The organism is Rhodovarius lipocyclicus, assembly GCF_009900765.1.
GTDB lineage: Bacteria > Pseudomonadota > Alphaproteobacteria > Acetobacterales > Acetobacteraceae > Rhodovarius > Rhodovarius lipocyclicus.
The window spans coordinates 300,659-325,131 of record NZ_JAAABL010000001.1; the positions used below are offsets into that span (position 1 = coordinate 300,659).

The window sequence follows — 24,473 nt, forward strand, 5'->3', positions numbered from 1 at the left end:
CACACAGTAGATGGCAACGAAGAAGCCTAAAGCCGTTCCGAAGTCTCCTTTCCCGCCTGACGCCGGCACACTGCACCGTGAAGGCGACTGGCTTTGGATTCCGTTGCGCTCCGAGTGGCGCGATGTGTCTGCCAAACCCGAGGAAATTGTCCGCCAGACCTACATCCGCCATCTCGTCGAAAGCCTCGGCTATTCCCTCGATCAGATGGATCAGGAACGCCGAATCCAGTCTGGCCACCGGAGTCCACGAGCCGACATTGTGATCTGGGACACTCCGGCGAAGAAGGCCCTCGATCCAAGCCCGGCACCCGTCCTCGTCGTCGAGTGCAAGTCCGAGGCGGTCGATATCAACATTAAGGATTTTTATCAGGGCGAAAGCTACACACGCTCCGCCGGCTGCGAGTTCTTCATCGCGCACAACACCCGCTTCACCGCTATCTTCAAGCTGGTGCCCGGTCTGCCTGGCGAGTTCGTCCAGATCAGCGATATTCCCAAGGCCAGCGACTGGGGCGACGCCAAGCGGATCGAGGAGATCAAGAACAAACTCCGCGCCTTCAACCGCAAGGAGTTTCAGGATCTCCTGTTCAAGTGCCATTCGATCCTGCGCGACGTGCACAAGATGGACCCCGGCCGCGCCTTCGACACCATCTCGAAAATCCTATTCGTCAAAATGTATATCGAGCGTTCCGGCCTGCACGGCACCTTCACCGTCGAGTATCTCGATGCCCGGGCAAAGGTTCGCCTCCCGACCGATTCCGCCGTGCATGACGGGCTCTTTGATCAGACGAAGGCCTACTACAAGGCCGACGATCTGTTCACGGCCGGCGACCGTCTCGATATCTCGGAGGCCACCTTCCGTCGCATCGTCAAGGAGTTGCAGGCCTTCGATCTGTCCAAGACCGGCGATGACATTAAGGGCCTCGCCTTCGAGCGCTTCCTTGGCACCACGTTTCGCGGCGAGCTCGGGCAGTTCTTCACGCCGCGCCCAGTCGTCGATTTCATGGTCAGCATGCTCGATCCAAAGGAAGGCGAGCTAATCTGCGATCCGGCCGCAGGGTCGGGCGGGTTCCTCATTCGCGCTTTCGAGCATGTGCGCAGCGAAATCGGTGCCTCGATCCAGGCCGAGAAGGATAAGGCCCGCGCCCATATCGAAGCGCTCGGCCTTGATCCGGACGAAGAAGAACGGCGGATCGACCAGGCTTTCGCCACGCTGAACAGGGAGCTTCTGCCCTCGGACGACCAGAACAAGCCGGTCGATACCCGCGTGGGGCGCCTCGCCTGGAACTGCATCTTTGGCACTGACGCGGAACCGCGCGCCGCGCGCACGGCCAAGATGAACATGATCATGCATGGCGACGGCCATGGTGGCATCCACTACCATGACGGCTTGGTCGACATTAACGGCATCTTCCCCGACCGCTTCGACATCATCATCACCAATCCGCCCTTCGGATCTAATGTCGGCGACGACCAGAGGGTCGGCGGCAGCGATGAAACCCGCGTCTACGACGATGAGGCCTACAAGAAGCGCTGCATGACGCGCTATGGCGCGGCATGGGAAGAGAGCCATAAGCGGATGCTCGCCGCGTCGACGGCGAAGACCAAGATCCTCGATCTGTTCGAGATCGGCAAAGGCAAGTCCAACCGCGCCACGGAGATCGTCTTTGTCGAGCGCTGCCTGAATCTGCTGAAGCCCGGCGGGCGGATCGGAATTGTCCTGCCTGATGGCAATCTCAACAATCCCTCGCTGACTTGGCTGCGACGCTGGTGCGAGGGCAAGGCAAGAATCCTCGCGGTGGTCAGCCTACCGGAAGAAACCTTCCGCTCCGCCGACGCGACGGTGAAAGCCTCGCTCGTCTTCCTCAAGCGCTTCACCGAGGCCGATCAGACAGCCTGGGACGCGGCATGGACCGCCGCGCACGCGACACACGACGCGGCGTTCAACGCGGAACGAGACAAGCTCTGCGCTGATTTCGGCCCGCGCATCGTCTCGGGGGATGACAAGCACGCTGCGAAGATCCTGAAGTCGCTGTCGGCGATCGGCGCCGAGCGCGTGCCGCCTGCGTGGTTCTCGGCCAGTCCGCCTCCCTATCCGAAAAGCATCGGCGCCACGAAACTGAAGAAAGTGGGCTGGGACGATAACGCGAAGGACCGCAAGAAGGCGGCGGCGCTGAAGAAGGATTACGCTGCGGCTTTCACCGACGATGTGACGAAGGCGGCCGACGCGCTCACCCGCGAACTCGCCGCCGCCTTGAAGACCGTTGACGAGCGCCACAACGCCGCATTGTGGGCGCATGTGCGCGAGGCCTTCGACTATCCCGTATTTGTTGCCGCGCCGAAGTCCGTCGGCATCACCTCGACCGGCGAGACGGGCGAGAATGTGCCGACCGATTTGCCTGCGCTGTTGGAAGCCTATCGACGCTTCGAGGTGTGGGCAGAGGCGGGAGCGAAGCCCACGGAGGCGCCGGATTTTTCCCTGCCCTCCGCTGCGTGATCCGCCAGTGGAGGGCTCTCGAGCCCTGGATCGGTTCTGAAGATGCCGTGCATCGGCATTCTCACCATGCTTTGACTGCATTGCGCGATGTGATGAAACCGCGCCGTGAAGCCGTCGTCGTCAATGGCACGTTTGGCGATTGGGCGCCGATCACTGTGCATCTTGATGGCGAAATATCGGTGCGCGATCGCTCGGCACCCTACAAGGGAGCCATGTTCGCCGTCTATCCGGGTGACATCGTGTTTTCGAAGATCGACGCACGCAGCGGCGCGATCGGGATGCTTCCGGCATCGATTCCCAAGGGCGTCGTCACGCCGGAGTTCCCGGTCTTTGTCGCTGATCCGGCCAAACTGGATGCCGGATTCGTGCAGCGCATCCTGCGAACGGGCGGCTTTCTGAAGGCGCTTCGGTCGAAAGCGACTGGCACGAGTGGACGCAAGCGCATCTCGCCTGAAGCGTTTCTGGACCTGCGAATTCCCCTCCCGGATCTCGCCGAGCAACAGGCAATCGTCGCGGCCTATGATGCCGTGCTGAAGGCAGCAGCGGCGAAGGAAATGGCGGCGGACGCAGCCGAGGCGAAGGCCATGGCCGATTTCGAGGCCGCTCTCGGCTTCGCGCCGCCCGTGCCCTTGCCCGACAAGCCCATCTTCGTAGCTTCGTTCAAGGACCTCGACCGCTGGAGCCACGAAGGCGTCCTGCGGGGCGTTCTGAAACTCACCGATCCAGTGCCGGCCTTTCCGATGTCACTGCTCGGAACAGTGGGCAAGGTCAGCTACGGACTTCAAAAATATCCCGGCAATCGTCCCGGTTTGCACGCACGCCCCTATCTGCGGGTCGCAAACGTTCAGCGTAATCGTCTTGACCTACAAATCATAAAGACGATCAACGTTCCCGACGACGACATGCAGAAATATCGCCTTGAGGATGGTGACCTACTCTTGTGTGAAGGAAACAGCGCTGATCTTGTTGGCCGCGGAGCTATCTGGAGAAATGAGATCGCCGACTGCGTGCACCAGAACCACGTCCTGCGGGTTCGACTGGATCAATCGAAGGTGACGCCGGAATTCGCCTTGTCGGTTATCAACTCGAGCTATGGACAGGCGTATTTCCGAACCAAGGCGAAGCAAACAACAAATTTGGCTTCGATCAACAGCAAAGAAGTGGCGTCGTTTCCTCTGCCGCTTCCGCCGCTTCCTGATCAAATAACCATGATCGCCGCCCTTGATGCTGGGCGCGCCGCCGCTGCGCGGTTGCGCGCCGAGGCCGCCGCCGGCCGCGCCAAAGCATGGGCCGCGTTCGAGGCCGCCGTCTATGCTGCCGAGGCCACAACGACGGCGCCGGCGCCGGCGCCGAATCCCGCCAGCGAGGAAATTGCGGAGGCCCTCGCCTGATGTCGCCGCCTGCCGAGCCGGGCCGCGGCACAATGCGTGCCTTCCAGCGCACCATCGGCGTCGACTACTCGGGCGCGGAAACGCCGACTGCCAGCTTGAAGGGACTCCGGGTCTACCTGGCCGAGAGCGACGCCGCGCCCAGGGAGGTTCCGCCCCCGCCCTCGCCGCGCAAATACTGGACGCGACGCGGCATCGCGGAATGGCTCGCCGAGCGCCTGGCCGAGGATGTGCCGACACTGGTCGGCATCGACCACGGCTTCTCCTTCCCGCTGCGGTATTTCGAGGCGCATGGCCTGCTGGCCGACTGGCCCGCCTTCCTCGACGATTTCCAGCGCCATTGGCCGACCGACGAGGATCACACCTATGTCGATTTCGTCCGCGATGGGACCGTCGGCAATGGCGCGGAGCGCCAGGGCAACGCCCGCTGGCGGCGGTTGACCGAGTTGCGCGCGGGCAGCGCGAAATCGGTGTTCCATTTCGACGTGCAGGGCTCGGTGGCGAAGTCCACCCATGCCGGCATCCCCTGGCTGCGCTTCCTGCGCCAGCGGTTGGGCCCGCGCGTGCACTTCTGGCCCTTCGACGGGTGGGAGGTGCCAGCCGGGCGCTCCGCGATCGCGGAAGTCTACCCCGCCCTCTGGAGCCGCGGCTTCGCGCGGGATGGTCGCACCAGCGATCAGCACGATGCCTTCAGCATCGCCGCTTGGCTGGCGATGGCCGACCGGGACGGAAGCCTCGCAACCTTCCTGCAGCCACGCCTGAGCGCCCGGGACCGTGCCGTCGCCCAAGTGGAAGGGTGGATCCTCGGCGTTGCCGGTGCGCTGGACGCCGTTGGGGGCGTGACGATGCCGGAGGGAAGGGGTGCCGCTGATTCCCTTCACTGACCCAGAGAGAACCGCCGCTGCGCTGGTCGCCCGCAGGGGAGCCGCATGAGGACCACCGCCGACAGTGGTCACGCCCCCTGGATCGGATGGATGGTCGGCTTGGGAGTCAGGGCCGGGTATTCAGTCTCCGGTAGCGTTTGCCTGGCGGTCGACCTGTGGAATTTTCCCAAGCTCGGCGCAGAGAATTTCTAGTCATATCAATGAGATAAAGGTTGATGGTTAAATCGGGCCACCCCCGAGCTTCGGAGACTTTCTCGCCTCCGGAGAGCGATTTCCGGGGGTCGTTGCGTTCTCCAACCCCCAAGCCACGGCCGCAAAACCCCAGGAACCCTGCGGTCCACGGCGCCAGCAACGCATGGGAAATGTGAGGTTGGGAAGCCAATTGGAGCAGCGGTGGGAACCAGAGCCAAAAATTCTCTGGTTGCATGCTCGCCCCGAGCAACGTGACGCTGTCCAGCCGCTCAAGCGTCCGTATCCTCGCCGAAGACCAATTGCACACGCAGCGTCGGCATCCTTGTGACGGTGAACAGAACTGGTGTCTTCTCCGCGCCGATCCCGATATTGGTGCCTGACACGACAAGGATGGGCTGCATGGGCCCGATCTCCAGGATGCGCGCCTCCGGCGAATCGGGCATTCGCCCGCTCACCTCGGTACGCAGGCGCAGATAGTCCTCGACGCCGAGCGTGCGCAGGACGGCGCTGATTGAGCGGGCGTGGTCGAAGACCTGCGCGAGCCGGTCCGCCACCGTCGCTCCATCAGAGAGCAAGGCAGGGGAGAAATGATGGGACGCATAGCTCACCGGCCGCCCACCAACCCGCCGGAGCGTGTTCAGCACGGCAAGGCTCGTACCCGCACGCACACCAAGAGATCGCATATGTTCCGTGGTCGCCCGCACGAAGCCGTGGCCGAGTAGCTCCGCTTCAGGCTCGAAACCTGCCTGCAGCGCATTCTCGGTGAAGCGGACACGCCGCCCAATCCGATAGGCCAGAACTTCGCCTTCGATGAAGGTGCCGCGCCCCTGCTGGACGCTGACCAGCCCTTCGGCTTCCAATTCCGCCATAGCTCGGCGCAGCGTATGCCTGTGAACGCCATACTGCTCGGCTAGGACCCGCTCGCTCGGCAACGATTCATCGCGACTGAACCGGCGCGCCACGATGTCGCGCTCGATGCGGGCCTTCACCTCGTGCCAGACCGCCGTGCCCCTGGTGCCGCGATTCGCGTCCCTCTTCTCCACCACGAAATCGAGTCTCTCCTGGCGAAACCTGCACATGCGCCTAGGGAGCCGCGACCTGGCGCCCGTCGCCTGGCCGCAGCCCATTCAGCATCAGCAATGCTATCCCTACCATGGCACCCACGCCATAGAAGAGCGGGTCGGTGAAGACCATCAGCACCGACGCGCAGGTCAGCACCAGACGCGCCGGAACGCCCAGGGGGCCGCGCAGAAAGCCGACGAAGGCGGCACCGGCGAAACCGACTGCCAACATGACCCGCACCGTCGCCAGCACCGTATCCAACCAGGTTCCGCTCACCAGCAGCAACTCGGGCGAGTACACGCCGACGAAAGGCACGAGGAACCCCGACAGGCCGAGCAGCGTGCCGATCCAGCCGATCCGCATCGGCGACACGCCAGGACCGGCAAAAGGCGCCGCCGCTATGGCCGCTAGGGCGATGGGCGGCGTGAGCTGCGCCAGAATGGAGAAGTAGAAGATGAACATGTGCGTCAGAAACGGCGCTACGCCGAGGCCGAGCAGCGCTGGTGCCGCCACGGTGGCGCAGATTACATAGCTCGGGATGGTCGGCAGCCCGAGGCCGAGGACGAAGCAGGACAGCATCACCAGGACCAGGCTGATCCAGAGCTGTCCCTGCCCGATGGTGATCAGCGCCGAGGTCACCTCGACCATGATGCCCGTCATGCCGAAGATGCCGTCCATCACGCCGATGATGACGCAGGAGATGCCCACCACCACGGCGCCAATCGTGCCCTGATAGGCGCTGCGGGCGCAAGCGCGCAGGGCCTGCCGGCCGGCGGGATGCGCAGCATTGACGAGAGCGAGAAGGATGACGAAGACGGCAAGCCACAGCGAGCCCCAGGCATAGAGGATACCGCCTGCTGCCGCCATGACGGCCAGATAGGTCGGCAGGGCTGCCGCGGTAAGCCAAGCCATGGCGAACGTGCGGCCGAGGATCAGCACCAGGGTGAAGGCCAGGGCTGCCATCGCCGAATAGATCGGCGAATAGCCGAGGAAGAGCAGACCGATGATGACGAGCAGCGGCATCAGCAGATGCCAGCGACCGCGCATGACCGATTGCGGAAGCCGGACCCGCTCGGCACCGAGGCCCAGGCGCCGTGCTTCCAGATAGGTGATCCAGCCGATCCCGGCGAAATAGAGGATGGCGGGAATGGTTGCGGCGATGGCGATCTGAACGTACGGGATGTCCAGTATCTCGGCCATGATGAAGGCACCGGCCCCCATGATCGGCGGCATGAGCTGCCCGCCCATGCTCGACGAGGCTTCCACCGCGGCGGCGTAGTCCGGGCGGTAGCCGTAACGCTTCATCAGCGGGATCGTGATCTGGCCCGAGGACACGACATTGGCGATGCCCGACCCGCTCACCATCCCCGTCAGGGCGGAGGAGACGATGCAGGCCTGCGCCGGCCCCGAGCGCCAGCCGCCAACCCAGCGTATCGCCAGGTCGTTGAACAGTGCCAGGACTCCAGATTGCTGCATGAAGGCGGAGAAGAGGATGAACAGGAAGATGTAGGTGGCCGAAACGCCTGTGGCGGTGCCAAGCAGGCCTTCGGTCCCGACGACGAGTTGCCCGATGATCTGGTCGTAGCCATAGCCGCGATGATTGAATGGCGCGGGGAGCATGTCACCGAGAAAGGCCCAGGCCAGCACGATGCCGCACAGGATGGGCAAAGCGAGGCCCGCCGCGCGACGTGTCGCTTCGAAGATCAGCACGACGAAAGCGGTGCCGACGATCAGGTCCACCTCGTTCGGCAGGCCGGGGCGGCTGGCGAAGTCGATGCCTTCATACAGGAAGTAGAGACCGCATGCCCCGCCGAGAGCCGCACAGCCCCAGTCGTGCCATCCGGCCCGGCCGGCGCGCGGCTGTGCCCGCGGCGTGAAGATCAGGAAGCAGAGGGTGATCAGGAAGGCGGCATGCACCGCACGCAGGGTGATCGCCGGCAGAGGATTGAGAAGGCTGCTCCATACCTGGAAAAGGGCGAAGGCGCCGGCTATGGCCGCAATCGCCCAGCGGGTGGTGCCTTGGCCCAGGGCGGTGGAGCCTTCCAGCGCCAGTTCCATGGCATCGCCCGCCGACAGTTCCGGTGTCGTGGATGTTGTCCGGCGCGGATCAGGATGGTTGGCGGGTGTCATCACGCTCAATCCTCGACGCGCTTTAGCCGAGCGCCGTGATGCCGCGGGCGACGAAGAAGTCGCGCGCGGCGTCATGGAAGGCGATCGGCATGCCCTGGACCGCCCGCTGCAGCGAGAAGCTCCGAAGCGAGCCATGGGCTCCGCGGAACGGGTCCAGATTGGCGAAGATCGCCTCCAGCACCTGTGTCACAGTGGCATTGGGCATGGAGGCGTCGCAGAACAGGTGCGTCCACACGATGGCGGTCGGCGCCGGAAGCCCTTGGGCCTGGTAGGTGCCCGCAGGCACCTCACCGAGGATGTAGGCCGCATCGCCGATCGCCGTGATGGTCTCGGCAGGAATCGGCACGAAGCGCAGGTCGATGCTGCGGCCAATCTCTACCAAAGCCGAGGCGCCGAGGCCGGTGCTCAGGAAGAGACCGTCGATGCGGCGGTCGCGAATCGCATCGGCGGAGTCGGTGCCCGACAGGAACTCGATGCGGCCGAGATCTGCGAAGGATATGCCCGCGGCAGCCAGGATCGTACGCGCGTTGCTCTCCGTGCCGCCGCCGGCTGCACCGACCGTGATGCGCTTGCCGCGGAGGTCCTGGAGCGTGCGGATGCCAGAATCGGCACGTACGGCCAGATGCACATAGCTCGGGAACAGCGCCGCCACGCCGCGCAGACTGGGCAGCGGTCGAGGGTAGCGGCGCTCGTCCGTTCCGCGCACGGCGGCGGACAGTGCATCTGCGAGGGCGAGGCCGAATTCGGCGCGCCGGCGCAGCACGAGTTGGATGTTCTCATGCGACCCGCCGGTCTGCTGCACCTGGGCGCGGACATCAGGCATGCTGGCCGAGATGGCGGCGACGACTGCGACGCCGACCGGGAAGAAGGCACCTCCGGAATGTCCGGCGCCGACATTGATGAAGCGCGCCGCATGGGCGGGCGTTGCGGCCGCGCCGGCACCGGTGGCGAGAGTCAGGGCACCGAGATGACGACGGGTCAGGAGAGGTGGGAAGGAAGTCATGTCTCGATCCTTGTGAAGCGTCGGGACGTGCCGCCCCGGAGAGACCGGGGCGGTTGCAGGGACTGTTGCGGAAAGGCGCCGGGTCAGGCCGCGATGGGGGGCTGCCCGCGGGTGGTGATGCGCAGCATTCGGCGCACCTTGTCGGCGGCAAGGGTGTCGGTCGTCGCACAATGCAGCGTGCAGCGGTTGTCCCACACCACCACATCCCAGGGGCGGTAGCGGTGCCGATAGATGAAGCGTTCCTCGACGGCATGGCGCATGAGGTCGTCGATCAGCGCGTCGCTCTGCGCCTCATCCATTCCCTCAATTCCGATGACGCTGCCGATGACGCGCGGCCCGATCATCAGGCTCTCGTTGCCGGTTGCGGGATGGCGGCGAACGAGCGGATGCACGACCTCTGGCGTCGCCGCGCGCTCGCTCTCCGACAGGAACGTCCAGCGGGCCCACGGATCGCTGCGATCGGGTGACCAGCGGTACTGATGGCGCACCCGCAGGCGGCGCAATTCCGCCTGCCGGGCCTCCGGCAACTCGGCAAAGGCTGCCTCCATGTCGGCGAAGAGCGTGTCGCCGCCCTCCTCGGGCACCTCCGCGGCCAGCAGCATGGTCGCGGCGGCGGGCGCTGCCTTGTACGAGTAGTCGGAATGCCAGCCGGAGCCGAAGTACTTGGCCTGCGGCTTTCGCCCCGGCTCGTCCTGGTTCGACAAGATCGTGAGGTTGGGCGCCTCGGGGTGCCGCATGGCGATGACATGGTGAGGGTCCGGATCGCCGAACAAGCTCCCGAAGGCGCTGAACAACGCTGGGCCTATCTCCTGCCCACGGAGCACCAGAACCTTGTTGTCGAGAAAGGCACGGCGGATGGCACCGGCGTGCCTGCCGAGCACTTCTTCCGACAGGTCGAGGTCGGAGATTTCCCCGGCAAAGCTTGGTGCGAGACGGCGCACCGTGAGGTTGTTTTCAGCGGCCCAGGTCATCTAAGGGATCCTTCACCAAGCTTGAATGGTATGTACCATTCATCACTTCTGACTGACGGACAAAGGAAGGTTTCTTGACGCTTACTCGGCCGAGATGCCGCGCTCGGCGACGAAGCGCTTCCAGAAGGGGATCTCCTCCGCGACCTGTCGGGCGAAGGCTTCGTGCGTGTCCCGCGCGGGCTCGGCGCCCACATCGGCAAGCGCCCGGCGAGCCGTCGGATCCTCCAGCGCCGCCTGCAGCGCGGCGTGCCAGTGATCCCGTATCGCGGGCGCCGTGGCCGCGGGCAGGAAGGCACCGACCCAGGCTGCGACGGCGTAGCCAGGAACGCCAGCCTCCGCGATGGTCGGCACGTCCGGCGCCGAACTCATGCGCGCCTCGCTCGCGACACCAAGTGCGATGAGGCGATCCGGGCCGGTCAGCGTGTAGCCGCTCGGGAAGGACACGAAGTAGAGTGGCACCCGCCCGGCCAGGACGTCGGGCGCCGCATGCGTGGTCCCGCGATACGGAACATGCTCAAGCCGGATGCCGGTCTGCTGGGCGAAGACCTCCCCCGCAAGATGCCCGGGTGTCCCGATGCCGACCGAGGCATAGCGCAGCGGTGCATCCTGCCGGCGCGCCAGGGCGATCAACTCATGCACATCGCTGACGCCAAGCGATCGATGGGCGACGAGGATCTGCGGCGTATCGACCAGCCGCGCCACCGGCATCAGGTCGCGCAGCGTGTCGAAGGGAAGGTCGTGCTGCAGCGCCGGGTTGATGGTGAGGGAGGAGAAGGAGATCAGCAGCGTATGCCCATCCGCTGGTGCGCGCACGACCGCCAGCGTGCCGAGCGTGCCTGATGCGCCGCCGCGGTTCTCCACGACCACCGGCTGCCCGAGGCGTTGCGGCAGATGGTCCGCCAGGGCTCGTGCGGTGCGGTCCACCGTGCCGCCCGGCGGGAAGTTCACCACCAGCCGGACCGGCCGCGACGGGAAGGTCCCTTCCGCCCTGGCCCTCAGGCCGAGGAGCGAACCGCCGGCACTGAGCAGCGTCGTTCGGCGTTTCATCATAATATTCAGTTTTTGCATCTAACTGGCTTTCTGATTGTATATGATGATGCTAGTAGCGCTGTCATTGATCCCGTCGGTGTGAAACTCCCATGGCAATTGCCCCTTCAACGCCACTGACCCTGCGTGTCCTCGGATGCGGTGACGCCTTCGGGAGTGGTGGACGGATGAATGCCTGTTTCGCGCTGACAGAGGCGGGCGGCATCACCCTGCTCGACTGCGGCGCGACGGCACTGGTCGCCATGCGCCGCTGGGGCGTCGACCCGGATCGAATCGGCACGATCGCCATCTCCCATCTGCACGGCGATCACTTCGGCGGCCTGGTCTTCCTGCTGCGCGAGGCAACGCTGTTCCGGCGTCCGCGACGCGACCTGATCCTGGCCGGGCCACCTTCGCTGCAACTGCGCCTGGAGGCGGCAATGGAGGCCTTCTTCCCAGGCGGCTGGGCGGCGCAGCGCCAGTTCGACCTGCGCTTCGTCATCCTGCAGCCGGGCGAGACAACCCATCTGCCAGGATTGTCCATCCGCCCGGTGAAGGCCTTCCACACCCGGGGCACGGAAGCGTTAGCGCTGCGGCTGGACCTGGCCGGGCGGAGCATCGGCTATACCGGCGACAGCGAATGGGTCGATGGCCTGCTGGAAATCGGTCGCGATGCTGATCTGCTGATCGCGGAAGCCTGGATGCCCGGCACTGCGACGCCACGCCACATGGCGCTCGGCGCCCTGCAGCAGCGGCTTTCTCTGATGCGGCCGAAGCGCGTCCTTCTGACCCATCTTGGCACCGCACTGCTGGCAGACCGGGCCGCGATCCCCGAGCCGGTCGCCGAGGACGGCTTGGAACTGTCGCTGTGACGGAGAGGATGATGCCTGCGCGCCCGCGCATACTGGTGACCAATCCGCTGCATGCGACGGTGCGCGCGTACCTCGCCACCTTCGCCGAGATCACGGAGAACCCGGGCCCCGAACCCTGGCCTCTGGAGGAAATCCTGCGCCGCGCCGCAGCGGCTGAGGGGTTGCTCGCCTTCATGACCGACCACGTCGATGCGGCCTTCCTCGAGGCCTGTCCTGCCTTGCGCGTCATCGCCTGCGCACTGAAGGGCACGGATAATTTCGACCTCCGCGCCTGCCGGGCGCGCGGGGTCGCCGTCAGTTTCGTGCCCGATCTGCTGACGGCCCCCACGGCGGAACTGACGGTCGGCCTGATGATCGCACTCGGACGTCATCTGCTCGAAGGCGATGCGCTGGTCCGCTCTGGCGGCTTTGCCGGCTGGCGGCCGGCACTCTACGGCGCGGGCCTGGATGGCGCCGAGGTCGGCATCCTCGGCATGGGCGCGATCGGCCAAGCCATCGCGCAGCGTCTGCGCGGCTTCGGCTGCCGCATCGCCTATGCCGATCAGTGCCGCCCGGATGCGGCGCGGGAAGCGGAATTCGGCATCGTCTTCAGTGACGCCGATGCGATAATTGCGCGGAGCGACTGGCTGATCCTGGCGCTGCCGCTGACGCCGCAGACACGCCACCGTATCGACCGGACGGCACTGCGACGCATGCGGCCCGGCGCCATGCTGATCAACCCGGCGCGCGGATCATTGGTCGAGGAGGCGGCGGTGGCGGAGGCGCTGGAGAACGGGACGCTTGGCGGCTATGCCGCCGATGTCTTCGAAATGGAGGATTGGGCCCTGGCGACCCGGCCCCGCTCTATCGATACCCGGCTGCTCGCCCATCCGCGCACCCTCTTCACACCGCATCTCGGCTCGGCCGTCGGCCGGGTGCGGCAGGCGATCGAGATGCATGCGGCCGAAGATCTGGCGGCCTTCTTTGCCGGCCGGCCGATGCCGGGCGCCATGAAGGCGGTGCCATGACGCCGGACCTGATTCTCGTCGAAGCCGTCCTCGCGGTGGCTGATACCGGAAGTTTCCGCGCCGCGGCGCAGCGGCTCGGCCGGGCTCAGCCGACCGTCAGCCAGCAGGTCGCGCGGCTGGAGGCCGAACTCGGCACCACCCTGCTGATCCGCCGCCGCGACGGCTGCCTGCCGACACCGGATGGTGCGCTGTTCCTGCCCGGCGCGCGCCGCGCGCTGGACGCCGCACGCCAAGCTGTCGCGGCGGTGCGCGGCCGGCCGCTCGCGATCGGGGCGGCGAGCAACCCGGGCATTTATCTACTGCCGCCCTGTGTCGCGCGGGCGGCGATGCCGACGGTGCTGCGCCTTGGCACCAATCCGGAGACGGTCGCGCGCCTGGCCTCCGGCGAGGTGGATCTCGCCTTCCTCGAATGGTGGGACGACCGTGCCGGCTATGAAGCGCGGCTCTGGTACGAGGAGGAGATGGTGGCCATCCTGCCGCCTGGGCATCGCTGGGCGGGATGGCCGGTGGTGCCGGTCGCCAGACTGGCGGAGGAGCCGATGATCGGCGGAGAGCCGGGTACGGGAACTGGCCGGCTTCTGGCCGCGGCGATGGGAGAGAAGGCGGCGGAACTGCGCGTGGCCCGGCAGATGGGCAGCACCGACGCGGTCAAGCGGGCCGTGGCCGCAGGACTCGGGGTTTCCATCGTGATGCGCGCGGCCGTGCGCGACGAGGTGGCGGCCGGAACCCTGGTGGCGATCGCACTGGCGGAGCCGGAGTTGCGGCGCAGCGTCTTCGCCGTACTTCCCGTGGAGATGCCCGAGCAAGCGCCAGCCCGGCGTTTCCTCGATATCTCGGTGTTATACCAACTCCCGTGATCTCTGACTCACGAGGGGGATTCCCCGAGGCCACTGTGATATGATTTACGTGTGGACGGTCCCTTCGAGACAAGGGGTTGGAAGCGGATGACGGGGTACGGAAGCGGTCATGTGTCCGGCCTGTTGGCGCGCCCGATGACCGCTGGCCAAGATGAGGTCCGCGAGCGGGCGCCAACAAGCTGGCGGCTTCGGAAGCCGTTGAATCACGCGGCGTATTCCCACTCGTCGGTCCGACCGATCGTCATCTTGCGTCGTTGCTCTTCCCTCGCGGCACCGGAGCGCGATCAGGCCATCGCCGCAGGCGGGCGATAAGCTGTTCCACGCTCCATCATGGCCCACACGATGCGGGCCATCTTGCTGGCCAGGGCGATCGCCGCGAGCTTGCGCGGCTTGCGCTCCAGCAAGGACAGCAACCAAGGCGATGCGCTCAGGCTGCCCGGTTTGGCGTGCCGGATGGCCGCGGTCGCCCCGAGAACAAGCATCTGCCGGATCCTTGTGTTGCCCGCCTTGCTGATCCGGCCGAGCCGCTGCTTGCCACCTGAGGAGTGCTCGCGGGGCACCAATCCAAGCCAGGCGGCCAGATGCCGCCCGCATTCGAATTGCGCCGCTTCCAGCGTCAGCACCAGCGTCATGGCCCCAATCGGCCCGATGCCGGGCATGCTGGTCAGGCGGCGCGCCACCTCGTGCACCTTTGCAGCCTCCGCCAGCTCGCGATCGAGTTCCGAGATCTCGCCATCAAGTGCTTGGATACAGCGCTGAATGCGTTCCATCTCACGAATTGCTGGGGGTGGGACACCTTCCTCTCCCCGGACACGCTCCATCAGTTCGGGGACGCGGCTGCTTCCCCGTGCCACAACAATCCCGAACTCTGTGGCATGGCCCCGGAGCGAGTTGATCAGCTGGGTCCGCTGCAGCACCAGGCGCTCTCGGACACGCAGGGTCATCGCCTGCGCCTGGCGGTCAAGAGAGCGGACCGGCACGACGCTCATTCCCGGTCGCCCGGCCGCCTCGCAGATCGCCTGGGCATCGGCGCGGTCGTTCTTGCCGCGCTTGACGAACGGCTTGACGTACTGCGGTGGGATCACCCGAGACGCTGCACGGTGCGGCGGATCGAGAGTGGTGGTGGGAATGGCGGCGAACCCGCTGGCGCCCACCAGGCCGGCCGCCATAGGGCCGGCCGCAGGATTGGAGGCGGGTGCGGAGGCGACAGCGCCGCACCCGCCGCCCGGCTCACGGAATGCGTCGCTTCGTCAACTGCACGGCCAGCGGTGCCGCGGCGAGGTCCACCGTTGAGACGCTGACGTTCCGCGCCGTCACCCGCACGCTGTTGTTCGACCAGACATGGCAGTCCAGCACGAAGGCGATGCTGCTGGTGTCGAGCGAGGCATCGGCATAGTCGCCCCGCCGCGCCCCCGGCACCGTGACATCGACATTGGCGGTCGCACCGGCGGCAAGGCTCGGCAGGTCCCAGCTGGTTTCCAGCGCCAGCGTCCGCGTCCCGGCCGGCAGCGAGGGGCAGCCGTAGAGGATGGCCGGTGCATCTTCCGGCAGGCCGTAGAGCCGCAGCGCCTGGAGATCGATCTGCCCATCGAAGCCGATGATCCCGATCTGCGCGAAGGCCACGCTCGGACCAAGCCGGATGGTCTGCCGCCGGTTCAGCGAGCTGTCCTGCATCACGGCGCCGGCCTGCCAGCTTTTGGAAGCGACGACCCATTGCATGGTGGTGCCGGAGGCCAGCACGTCTTCCGCCAAATTCTCGCGGATGTTCCCGGCCCCGTCGAAGCACCGCACGCAGAGGCGCCCGCCATCGGCACCGTCAGCCAGCCAGTGCGCCAGGGCGAACTCCTTCGCGTGGGTGGTCTGCACCACGAAGGCGACGCCGCGATTGGCGTCCAGCAGCAGCCCTCGTCCGGTTCCTGCGATCCCGTCCAACCCGCTCCAGGACAGCCCCGCCATGGTGGTATCGGTGGTGGTGGAGGTGGCGATGACACAGGCGCCCTCAGCCCCGGCATCGCCTCGAGGTTCGCCTGGCGCGTCAGCGTCGGCACCATGGCGAAGGTGACCTGGCCGCCCCAGGATTTCTGGCCGGCATCCACCACCGAGGTGGAGATGTCGGGGTTCACGCGGCGGAACTTCGCCAGGTTTTGCGCTGTCAGCTCATCCCGATGGACGAGGACGGCAGCCTTGGCGGCGCCGCTGCCGATATGCTCCCCCACCGCCGCCGACAGCATGATCGTCTTGCCGGCGCCGGTCGGGGCGACGCCGAGGGTGTTGCCGTGCTCGTCGAGCGCACGGAGGCTGCGCTCGACGAAGAGCTTCTGGCGGGGGCGGAGCATCATGCTGGTGCGGCCCTCCTCAGCGCGCCCAGGTGGGACGCGGATCCGCACCGGCCGCGGGCTGCTGTGCCGAGGCCGGGAAGGCGCCCTGGTGCATGGCCGGCGCGGCGGGCGGCGCCGTGTGCGCGGGCGGGGCGTAGCCCTGTGCCGGCGGGGCATAGGCCGGTGGTGCGTATCCGGCCGGCGCAGCAATGCGTCCCATCGCCTGGGCGTAATCGCGATGGTCCGGCGTCACCGCCATGCGGATTTCGTTCTTGGTCTCGCCGCCGGCGTCGGTGCCGTGCTCGATCTTGGCCACGAACTCGAGGCCATCCAGATCCGCGAAGCCGCCGATGCGGCGCGCGGCCTGCGCCTGGGGCGAGACATCCTTGTCGGAAATGCCGCGCGCGGAGTTCAGCATCCCGCGCAGGAAGCTGCGGCCCATCCCAGCCCACTCCGGCCCCTTCGGGCTGTGGAGGCCGATCAGCGTGAAGATCTTCCGCTTGGCGTAGGGCCCCTCCAGCACGGTGAACTCGCCATTAAGATAGACGGCGCCGGTGCTGCCGCGCGTCGCGTAGCCGCCGGTCCAGCCTTGGCTCGGATCGTCGAAGCCGCCGGGGCGGATGGTGAGGCGGACCTTCGCCAGCGTCCCCTTGGGGATCAGGTTCGGGTTGGACTGGGCGTCGTTGTAGTCGTTCCAGGCAGCCATGATGCTTCTGCTCCGATCAGGTGTTGGGGGTGGCGGCGGGCAGCGCGATCGACGGCGCGCCGTGCGCTTCGATCGGCGGCGATGGGCTGCGGATTTTCTGGAAGAGCTGCCCGAGATGCGGCGGCTCCAGCATGTCGAGCCGGCCGCTGCGATCCTTCGCGGGATATCCCCAAGGGTTCAGCGTCTGGCAGACCAGGCCGCGGAAGGACGCGACCGCAGGTTGTCCGGGTGCAACGTCCGGCTTGATCTCGGCCAGCGTCATGACCTGATCGACGATGCCGGGCAGTTCGAGGCCGGTCTTGCTGCCGTCGATCTGCGGCACGAAGACGCGACGATTGAAGTCGTCGAGCTTCTCGTCGAGGATTCCGACGAAGATCACGTTGCGCCCGCGGGCATGCTGGAGATGCGTGAGCCAGGCGATCATCTCGCGGCCATGCAGCCCGTAGGCGCCGCGGATGTCGGGCTTGCCGGTCTTTTCGGAATGCGCCTCGGGCTGGCCGCGGCACCACTGGAAGCAGAGCCGTCCCGCGACCGTGATGCTGTCCACGAAGATGGTGGCGAAGCCGTCCATGCGCGCCGGATCGCCATAGGCTTGTAGGACGCGCGCATACTGGGCGGCGGAATAAGGCTGGTCGTCGCGCAGTGCGGGGTTGGGGCCGGCCAGGAACAGCGCGAGGTCTCGGCATTCCTCCCAGGTGCGCGGGCGGATCGACGCGCCACGCCAGTGCTGCACGGCGAGATCGCCCGCCTCCAGGTCGATGAAGAGCGTGCTGCCCTCATCGAGCGTCAGCAGGAGGTAGGTCTTGCCGATGCCGCTCTTGCCGAAGATCACGGCCTTGATGCCGCGCGCCTCAGCCTGCCGCTCGTCGGCGGTGATTATGCGCAGGGCCATCAGCGGCCTCCCCGCAGCGGGATGACGCCGGCGCCATGCGGGCTGTCGCGTAGCGCGGTCTCGGACAGGATGGCGAGGCGATAGGTGGCGCGGCCCGTGCGCACCGTGCGGGCCGGCTCGAATGCCTGGCGGATGCGATCGGGCCACCCGGAGAATCGGTGGGGCACAATAAAGGCTGGCGAAGCAGCGGTCTTATGAAAGGAAGATGGCGGAAATCTTCCTTGCTCAGACCCAATCGAAAGTCGCCGTTCATAGGGATGGGCCAGCGCCCAAACCTGCTTCTGATTTCGCCTGCAACTCGCCCCCCAGCCGGGGGTTAGATTTCGGGCCCCTGGGGCCCCTGCGCGGACGTGTTGTCATCGCCCGCATCTCTCTTCCGGACGCGCTCGTAAACTGCGCGTGCGAGATGTTCCTGAGCAGCGGCGCGAAACTGCTTGTCACTCATGACGCGGCTAAAGATTTCGTCGTTTCCTTCCATGCGCTGAATGAACAGGTCATCCAGGACGCGACCGAAGAACGCAGCAAAATTGGCCTCATTATTTGCCTTGGCAGCTTCGACGATCTTATCATCGCGTTCGGCTGTCGCTCGAACTTGGTCGAAGAAAAGCTGATCAGCTTCGGTGAAGTCAGTGCCAAACCGCTCATTCAGCTTATCGACGAGGGTCGAAAGCGGGACGTCGGTATCCTTCTCCCTCGCGGTGCCGACATCCGTTGGTCCCTTCAGCGGATCAGCCTCGCCTGCCGAAAGATCAATGGTGCCTTCACTCACTTGTTGGAGTCGGAAGAATTTCAGAGCGACATCGTCGTCGAGCGTGAACTTTGCGCCGTCACCCGGTGGCGGGAGCTTCGGCGCCAGGTTGCGCAGGAAAGCGTACAGCTGCTCCAAGTCGCTGTCGAAGTAGGGAAGGACCTGGGATAGAAAACCATAGAGGTTCCGGAAGGCTGTTAGTTGACCGCGAAACTCCTCCTGTTCCGGCTCCGCGCGTTCGTTGAAACGCGCGACGCAGCGGTCCAGGATTGCATTCATGAGCTTGTGGTCTTGACCGCTTGGATCGCGTCGCGCCTTGAACCACACAGCGGCGAACTCGGTCACGTCGCCCGGCGTCACAATCGCCGGCTGTAGCAGCTTGTGGTGTAGCTCATTGAGCTTCTGCGGATCCGCGTTCTCGCCCATGGGCGTCGCCTCGTAGTAGGGCTTGAACGCCTTGAAGATGTCGTCCTCTTCGTTTCTGAAATCCAGAACGAAGGTGCGGGTTTTCCCGGGCGCGGTCCGGTTGAGGCGAGACAAGGTCTGCACTGCCTGTACGCCGGCGAGCCTCTTGACCACGTACATCGTCTGCAAAAGAGGTTGGTCGAAACCTGTCTGATACTTCTCCGCGACGATCAGGACGCGGTAATTGTCACCGGCGAAGCGCTCCGGCAGTTCGCGCTCCGGCAGGCCCTCGTTCATGCTGGTCTCGGTGTAGGCGGAGCCCGGATCCGCCGGGTCCTCCACAGTGCCAGAAAAGGCTACCAGTGCCCTGATGCCGGTGTAGCCCTTCTCCTGGATGTAGCGATCGAAGGCCTTCTTGTACTTCACCGCCGCGAGGCGTGAGCCAGTGACCACCATCGCTTTGGCGCGTCCGCCCAGCTCGTGCATCACCTTCAGGCGGAAATGTTCGATGATGACCTGCACCACCTGCTCAATGTTGACCGGGTGCAATTCCAGGAACTGGCCCAGCGCCCGCGCCGCCGCCTTCTGAGGAACGTCCGGGTCGTCCTCAACCTGCTTCACCAGGCCGAAGAAGCGCTTGTAGGTGGTGTAGTTCTGCAGCACGTCGAGGATGAAGCCCTCCTCGATGGCCTGCCGCATCGAGTACTCATGGAACGGCGATGCGCCGGAAGGCCCGGGCTCGTCGAACACCGCCTTGGTCTTGAACTTCGGCGTGGCGGTGAACGCGAAAAAGCTCAGGTTCGGTTGACGTGCTCGCTGCATCATCTCCTTGAGGATCGCCGCTCGGGCTTCCTCCGTGAGCTGCTCGTCCTCGTCCTCGCCGATCTGGCTCGCGATGGCTTCGGCGATGCCGTCCTTGTTGAGTATGCCCTTCAGTGCGGACACCGTCTCGCCCGACTGCGAGCTGTGTGCCTCGTCCACAATCACGGCGAAGCGCTTGCCTTGCGTGTCAATCGACACGCTCTCGCCCTTCGCTTCCATCGTGCGAATGGCTTGGCTGATGAATGGGAACTTCTGGATCGTGGAGATGATGATCGGCGTGCCGATCGACAGCGCCTTGGCGAGCTGCTGCGTGTTCTCGTCGATCTTCTCGACGACACCGGTCTTATGCTCGAACTGATAGATGGTGTCCTGCAGCTGCTGGTCGAGCACCAGCCGGTCGGTGATGACGATGACCGAGTGGAACACCTTCCCGTCCTGGGCGTCGTGCAGGGAGGCGAGGCGATGCGCAAGCCACGCGATGCTGTTCGACTTACCCGAGCCGGCAGAATGCTGAATGAGGTAGTTGCGCCCCGATCCATGGTCACGCGCATGGCCAACCAGCTTCCGCACCGCGTCCAGCTGGTGATATCGCGGGAAGATCATCCGCTCACGCCGCACCGTGCGCTTGCCGGCAGGCGTGTCGACAACTCGTTCGCTGACATCGAGGTGCATGAAGCGCTGCAGGATGTCCAACAGGCTGTCGGCGCGAAGCACCTCGTCCCACAGGTAGTGCGTCTTCCAGTTACCCTCGACCGGTGGGTTCCCGGCGCCGAAGTCGCAGCCGCGGTTGAAGGGAAGGAAGGAGGTCTCCGCGCCCTGCAACTGCGTGGCCATCCAGGCTTCGTCGGGATCCACCGCGAAGTGCACCAACGCCCGCTCCTTGAAGCGGAACAATGGGTCACGCCCGTCGCGGTCATGCATGTACTGCTTGTGGGCATCCACAGCGCGCTGCCCGGTCAGCGGGTTCTTCAGCTCGGCCGTCACCACCGGCAGGCCATTGACGCTGAGCACCACGTCAATGATGCACTTCCGCGGCGTCCCGTCGGGTCGCTTCAACGCCTTCGAGGTGAAGGCGACCTGGCGGGTGATGGTGAGACGGTTGGCGGCGTATCGCTGCGCGGCTTCCGGGTTCATGCCGGAATTGGGACGGAAGTAGGCAAGGCGCAGTTCCTTGCCGTAGCACTTGAACCCATGGCGCAGCACGCCGAGCGCGCCCTTGCTGGCCAGCTCCTTGACCAGGCTATCGAGAATGGTCGCCGAGGTGCGCTCCTTGAGCATCGCCTCGAGCTGATCCCAACGCGCAGGCTGGCTAGCGCGGATGAAGGCGATGACCTCATCAGGGAAGAGGGCGGAATTGGGCTCGAAGCCCGCAGGATCGCCCCGTGTGAATCCCCCGCGGGTGAGCAGGCCATGCTCGATGGCGGATTCGAAGGCGTGTTCGGTGTGGCCTGCCACCGATCAAATCTCCTGCACGGATGTGTTCTGCAAGCCGGTGAGCGACTGCCCCTGGACCTCATCGAAGTGATAATAACGAACTGATGGATCAGCAACTAACTGCCTGTTGGCATCAAGATACGCATGCGGATTTTCGTTTTCTGCGAATACGAATTTACGCAGACGGATACGGCGCTGGTCACCTGTGTAGTTTTCGACGATGCGTTTCAGGCTACTAACCCAACACGCTCCGGCCTTAAGTTGTGGTACTATTTTATCCGCTGTTAGACTCTTCGATTTGAATTCGATGCAGTCCGCATGAAAGGATCGTTGATTGACGTAAAATACAACGAAATCGCAGCGCCTCGACCACTGCTTTGCGGTATCATCGAGAAAGTGGAAAAGAGCAGGCTTTGATTTTTTTGTGGTATTTTCGAAATCATCGTTATCAAGCTTGAACGCCATGCCCATGCCGGGAATTTTCAATTCAATTTTGCGCTGCTGAGGCTTAATGTCTTCGGGCCGAAAGTAATTTTCAACAAGCACAACCTTCGAGCCTGTTCCGTCGTGTACGACATATTCCTTATTCACGTATGCTTTAAGATGCTGAAAGTAAGTGGCCGCATCAAGAATCATTGCAGCCCCTCGATCTGACCGGTCACGGCTGCGGTGATGAGGGCAGAGCGATATTCAAAGAGCAATTCGCTACTTCGCCGAACTTTGTCCGCCTGAACATCATGTGATGCGATTGCTTCGTCGATGTGCTTTGCTATCTCGAATTGCTCCGACGGTGGAGGCAAAGTGACCACCACCTCCTTCGAAGTCTCCACGTTGAAATGCTGTTGAAGAGCTCCCTCAGCACCCATCGCGTACTGAGTGTGAGCGACACTGCTGTTCAAAAACCAACCCAGGTATCGCTCGGATGCACCGCGTGGGCGCCGAATGATGACGAGATCGATGCAGTTGGACCCCGCTAATTCTTCGGGAATAACCGATGTGGTACCAGGCGCGCCTGTTCGGACAGCGACAAGGTCGCCCGCTTGAAGCGTAGACTTGGAGTTGAGGGCGTTCCCCTCTGGCGTGATATTCCGGGTGTCCGAAAGATCGAAACCCATCGTCCGAACGTTTAGGCCGCGCAGCGCGAGGGTGCCTTCATCGGCATAATATGCAGCTGGCGTGACCACGATACCTACCGTTACGCGCGGAGAAATGTACTTCAGGCGCTTCACGTCCCAATGCGACGGGACGTGGCCGAGCCACGCGAAGCCGCTTTCCTTCATGGCCACATCTGGGTTCAAGCCCTGAATGACGGCTTGCGTGATGATCGCCTGCCGCTTTTCCACTAGACGCTCCAGAAGAGCCTGTTTCCTGGCGATGAGCGCATCAATCTGCGCTGTCTTCACGCGCAGGAAGCCCGCGATACGTTCTTGCGTCGCGAGGGAAGGCCACTTCCACGGCAGCTTCAGTATATCCGAAGGATTCACTCGCTGGTGACTGCGTGTAGCCGATTGCACTATGGCCGATAGCCTGTCAGTCACCTTCTCGCTCAGCCAGACATAGTACGCATAATTCTGATCGAACTTGTCCGACTGTATACTTACGAACTCGCCAGAAGCGAGTGTCGGCAGGTCACCCTGCGGCTCGGCGATGCAGATGGTCTTCTTGCGCGGGTTCAGCTTTGAGACAAGCAGCGTTGGCCGACGAATAAGCAGCTTGCTGCTGTCTATGTCGTCCGCAGGCTCAACCAGCGGGCCACCCGTTTCCTGCACCTGCGGGATCGAGTAATGGGCTACAGCCTGTCCGGCGAAGCGTTCTGGTGAAACCGTTTCACGATACGGGTAGCATAGGAAATCCGCCCGTAGCTCTTGCCAGTCTTCCGGAAAGTTGGCGAGCCAATCGGTATCCTTCATGCCGTGAGCCCTTTCAGCAGACCCGCAATCTCGCCTTCTAGGCTTGCGATGTCGGCTCCAATCTCGGCCAACGGGCGCGGCGGCTTATACACATAGAAGTACCGATTGATCGGGATCTCGTAGCCAACCTTGGTCTTCGAATAGTCGACCCAGGCATCGGGGACATGCGGCAGCACCTCGGCATCCATGTAGGCGTCGATCGCGCCGCGCATAGCTGCCACCAGGTCGTCGTTGGGCATATCCGGCCCGAACTGCATGGGGAGTGGTAAGGCGATCCCTGCGGGCAGCGGGACGCTTTCGGTGTCGCGCAGCTCGCTGTCAGGCTCGGGATTGCCCTTGGCGTCGCGGCAGATCTCCGCATCGGGATCGCGCTCCCCGAGCGCGGAAAGAATCGCCTTCCGTATAGGGGCGGGCAGCTTCAGCCGGGCACGCTTGGTAGCGTTGTCGAGGTTCACCTCGAACTGAGCTCGGTCCATGCAGCGGCCCTTGTTCGCCAACGTGGCCAGCATGGCCCTGATCGCCACTTGCTGCGCCAAGCCCGCGGCCTCGTCCGCCTCGGCCGCCTTTGCGTCCTTTCGCTTCTTGGAAACCGCGAGGTTGGCGAAGGCCGACTGCTCCTCCAGCCGGGCGATGCGCTCCGGCGTCGCCTCGAAGTTGAGCCGCAAGGGCCGCTCGACCGTCACCTTCAGGAAGCCGAATTCCGCGTTGTCGAAAATGCGGGAAACGACCCGCTCCTCCGACGCGCCGTCCACCAGCACCCGCTCCGTCTCGCCATCTCGGAAACTGCCGTACAACTCGGTCAGCCGCGTGATGTGGGCGTCCGATAGCTCGTTTCGCTTGTTGTTCAGGCTTCTCTTCATCTTCTGAAAGAAGCGCGTGCCATCGATCAGCTGAACCCTGCCTTGGCGCTCGGGAGGCTTCCGGTTGGACACCAGCCAGACATAGGTGAAAATGCCTGTGTTGTAGAAAAGCTGGTCCGGCAGGGCGATGATGGCCTCAAGCCAGTCCTTCTCGATGATCCAGCGTCGGATGTTGGACGGGCCCGAGCCCGCATCACCGCTGAAGAGAGGTGAGCCATTGAAGATGATGGCGATCCTGGAGCCGTCTCCGCCACGGCTCGGCGCATCATGCATCTTGGAAATCATGTGCTGGAGGAAGAGCAGCGATCCGTCATTGATCGCAGGCAAGCCGGCACCGAAGCGGCCGTCGAAGCCTACCTCCTCATGCTCCTTGGTGACGGTCCGTTGCTGTTCTTTCCACTCCACGCCGAAGGGAGGGTTGGCGAGCATGTAATGGAACTGCTTGTCAGGGAAACCATCCTTGTGAGCTGCTGCCGGTCTGGTGGACACCTG

Annotated in this window: 19 protein-coding genes and 1 pseudogene; 6 read left to right on the top strand and 14 right to left on the bottom strand. The window is 64.5% G+C overall.

Annotated features, from left to right (window positions below):
* Positions 1–10 precede the first annotated feature (10 nt).
* From GT007_RS01530 to GT007_RS01540, 3 genes are all read left to right on the top strand, one after another.
* Positions 11–2,494, top strand: coding sequence for an N-6 DNA methylase (locus GT007_RS01530; RefSeq protein ID WP_160119787.1), 2,484 nt, complete (start codon positions 11–13; stop codon positions 2,492–2,494).
* Between the two features lie 92 nt (positions 2,495–2,586).
* On the top strand, positions 2,587–3,885 hold the full coding sequence (locus GT007_RS01535; protein ID WP_160119788.1) for a restriction endonuclease subunit S: 1,299 nt from the start codon (positions 2,587–2,589) through the stop codon (positions 3,883–3,885).
* Positions 3,885–4,766: a hypothetical protein gene (locus GT007_RS01540; protein WP_201451760.1), complete on the top strand. Its 882-nt coding sequence runs from the start codon at positions 3,885–3,887 to the stop codon at positions 4,764–4,766. The genes GT007_RS01535 and GT007_RS01540 overlap by 1 nt, the downstream gene beginning before the upstream one ends.
* Before the next feature lie 461 nt (positions 4,767–5,227).
* Here GT007_RS01540 and phnF read toward each other — a convergent pair whose 3' ends face one another.
* From phnF to GT007_RS01565, 5 genes are all read right to left on the bottom strand, one after another.
* On the bottom strand, positions 5,228–6,004 hold the full coding sequence (gene phnF, locus GT007_RS01545; RefSeq protein ID WP_160119789.1) for a phosphonate metabolism transcriptional regulator PhnF: 777 nt from the start codon (positions 6,002–6,004) through the stop codon (positions 5,228–5,230).
* A gap of 37 nt (positions 6,005–6,041) precedes the next feature.
* Positions 6,042–8,150, bottom strand: coding sequence for a TRAP transporter permease (locus GT007_RS01550; protein ID WP_160119790.1), 2,109 nt, complete (start codon positions 8,148–8,150; stop codon positions 6,042–6,044).
* 22 nt (positions 8,151–8,172) lie between these two features.
* Positions 8,173–9,153 (bottom strand): TAXI family TRAP transporter solute-binding subunit, encoded by a 981-nt coding sequence (locus GT007_RS01555; protein WP_160119791.1) that lies wholly within the window; start codon positions 9,151–9,153, stop codon positions 8,173–8,175.
* 83 nt (positions 9,154–9,236) lie between these two features.
* The gene (locus GT007_RS01560; RefSeq protein WP_160119792.1) at positions 9,237–10,124 is read right to left on the bottom strand and encodes a TauD/TfdA dioxygenase family protein; all 888 of its coding nucleotides are present in this window, start codon (positions 10,122–10,124) and stop codon (positions 9,237–9,239) included.
* A gap of 81 nt (positions 10,125–10,205) precedes the next feature.
* On the bottom strand, positions 10,206–11,192 hold the full coding sequence (locus GT007_RS01565; RefSeq protein WP_160119793.1) for a Bug family tripartite tricarboxylate transporter substrate binding protein: 987 nt from the start codon (positions 11,190–11,192) through the stop codon (positions 10,206–10,208).
* Between the two features lie 146 nt (positions 11,193–11,338).
* Between GT007_RS01565 and GT007_RS01570 the strand changes: the two genes are divergently transcribed.
* The 3 genes from GT007_RS01570 to GT007_RS01580 are packed head-to-tail and all read left to right on the top strand — an operon-like array spanning position 11,339 to position 13,886.
* The gene (locus GT007_RS01570) at positions 11,339–12,022 is read left to right on the top strand and encodes an MBL fold metallo-hydrolase (RefSeq protein ID WP_201451761.1); all 684 of its coding nucleotides are present in this window, start codon (positions 11,339–11,341) and stop codon (positions 12,020–12,022) included.
* A 35-nt stretch (positions 12,023–12,057) separates the two neighbouring features.
* The gene (locus GT007_RS01575; protein WP_201451762.1) at positions 12,058–13,029 is read left to right on the top strand and encodes an NAD(P)-dependent oxidoreductase; all 972 of its coding nucleotides are present in this window, start codon (positions 12,058–12,060) and stop codon (positions 13,027–13,029) included.
* Positions 13,026–13,886, top strand: coding sequence for a LysR family transcriptional regulator (locus tag GT007_RS01580; RefSeq protein WP_160119795.1), 861 nt, complete (start codon positions 13,026–13,028; stop codon positions 13,884–13,886). The genes GT007_RS01575 and GT007_RS01580 overlap by 4 nt, the downstream gene beginning before the upstream one ends.
* Before the next feature lie 284 nt (positions 13,887–14,170).
* Here GT007_RS01580 and GT007_RS01585 read toward each other — a convergent pair whose 3' ends face one another.
* From GT007_RS01585 to GT007_RS01630, 9 genes and pseudogenes are all read right to left on the bottom strand, one after another.
* Positions 14,171–15,055 carry an IS110 family RNA-guided transposase gene (locus GT007_RS01585; RefSeq protein ID WP_160119796.1) on the bottom strand — a complete coding sequence of 295 codons (885 nt, stop codon included), beginning with the start codon at positions 15,053–15,055 and terminating at the stop codon, positions 14,171–14,173.
* 61 nt (positions 15,056–15,116) lie between these two features.
* A complete protein-coding gene (locus GT007_RS01590) occupies positions 15,117–15,818 on the bottom strand; it encodes a hypothetical protein (RefSeq protein ID WP_236571462.1) in 702 nt (233 codons plus the stop codon).
* Positions 15,819–15,922: 104 nt separating this feature from the next.
* Positions 15,923–16,225, bottom strand: a pseudogene (locus tag GT007_RS22265) (DEAD/DEAH box helicase family protein); the annotation flags it as partial.
* 16 nt (positions 16,226–16,241) lie between these two features.
* A complete protein-coding gene (locus GT007_RS01600; protein ID WP_160119797.1) occupies positions 16,242–16,910 on the bottom strand; it encodes a hypothetical protein in 669 nt (222 codons plus the stop codon).
* A gap of 16 nt (positions 16,911–16,926) precedes the next feature.
* Positions 16,927–17,802, bottom strand: coding sequence for an ATP-binding protein (locus GT007_RS01605; RefSeq protein WP_160119798.1), 876 nt, complete (start codon positions 17,800–17,802; stop codon positions 16,927–16,929).
* 316 nt (positions 17,803–18,118) lie between these two features.
* Positions 18,119–21,232 (bottom strand): type I restriction endonuclease subunit R, encoded by a 3,114-nt coding sequence (locus GT007_RS01615; protein WP_160119800.1) that lies wholly within the window; start codon positions 21,230–21,232, stop codon positions 18,119–18,121.
* 3 nt (positions 21,233–21,235) lie between these two features.
* Complete coding sequence (locus GT007_RS01620) at positions 21,236–21,847, bottom strand: hypothetical protein (RefSeq protein WP_160119801.1); 612 nt, start codon at positions 21,845–21,847, stop codon at positions 21,236–21,238.
* The gene (locus GT007_RS01625) at positions 21,844–23,121 is read right to left on the bottom strand and encodes a restriction endonuclease subunit S domain-containing protein (protein WP_160119802.1); all 1,278 of its coding nucleotides are present in this window, start codon (positions 23,119–23,121) and stop codon (positions 21,844–21,846) included. The genes GT007_RS01620 and GT007_RS01625 overlap by 4 nt, the downstream gene beginning before the upstream one ends.
* Positions 23,118–24,470 carry an HsdM family class I SAM-dependent methyltransferase gene (locus GT007_RS01630; RefSeq protein WP_201451763.1) on the bottom strand — a complete coding sequence of 451 codons (1,353 nt, stop codon included), beginning with the start codon at positions 24,468–24,470 and terminating at the stop codon, positions 23,118–23,120. The genes GT007_RS01625 and GT007_RS01630 overlap by 4 nt, the downstream gene beginning before the upstream one ends.
* Between the last annotated feature and the right edge of the window lie 3 nt (positions 24,471–24,473).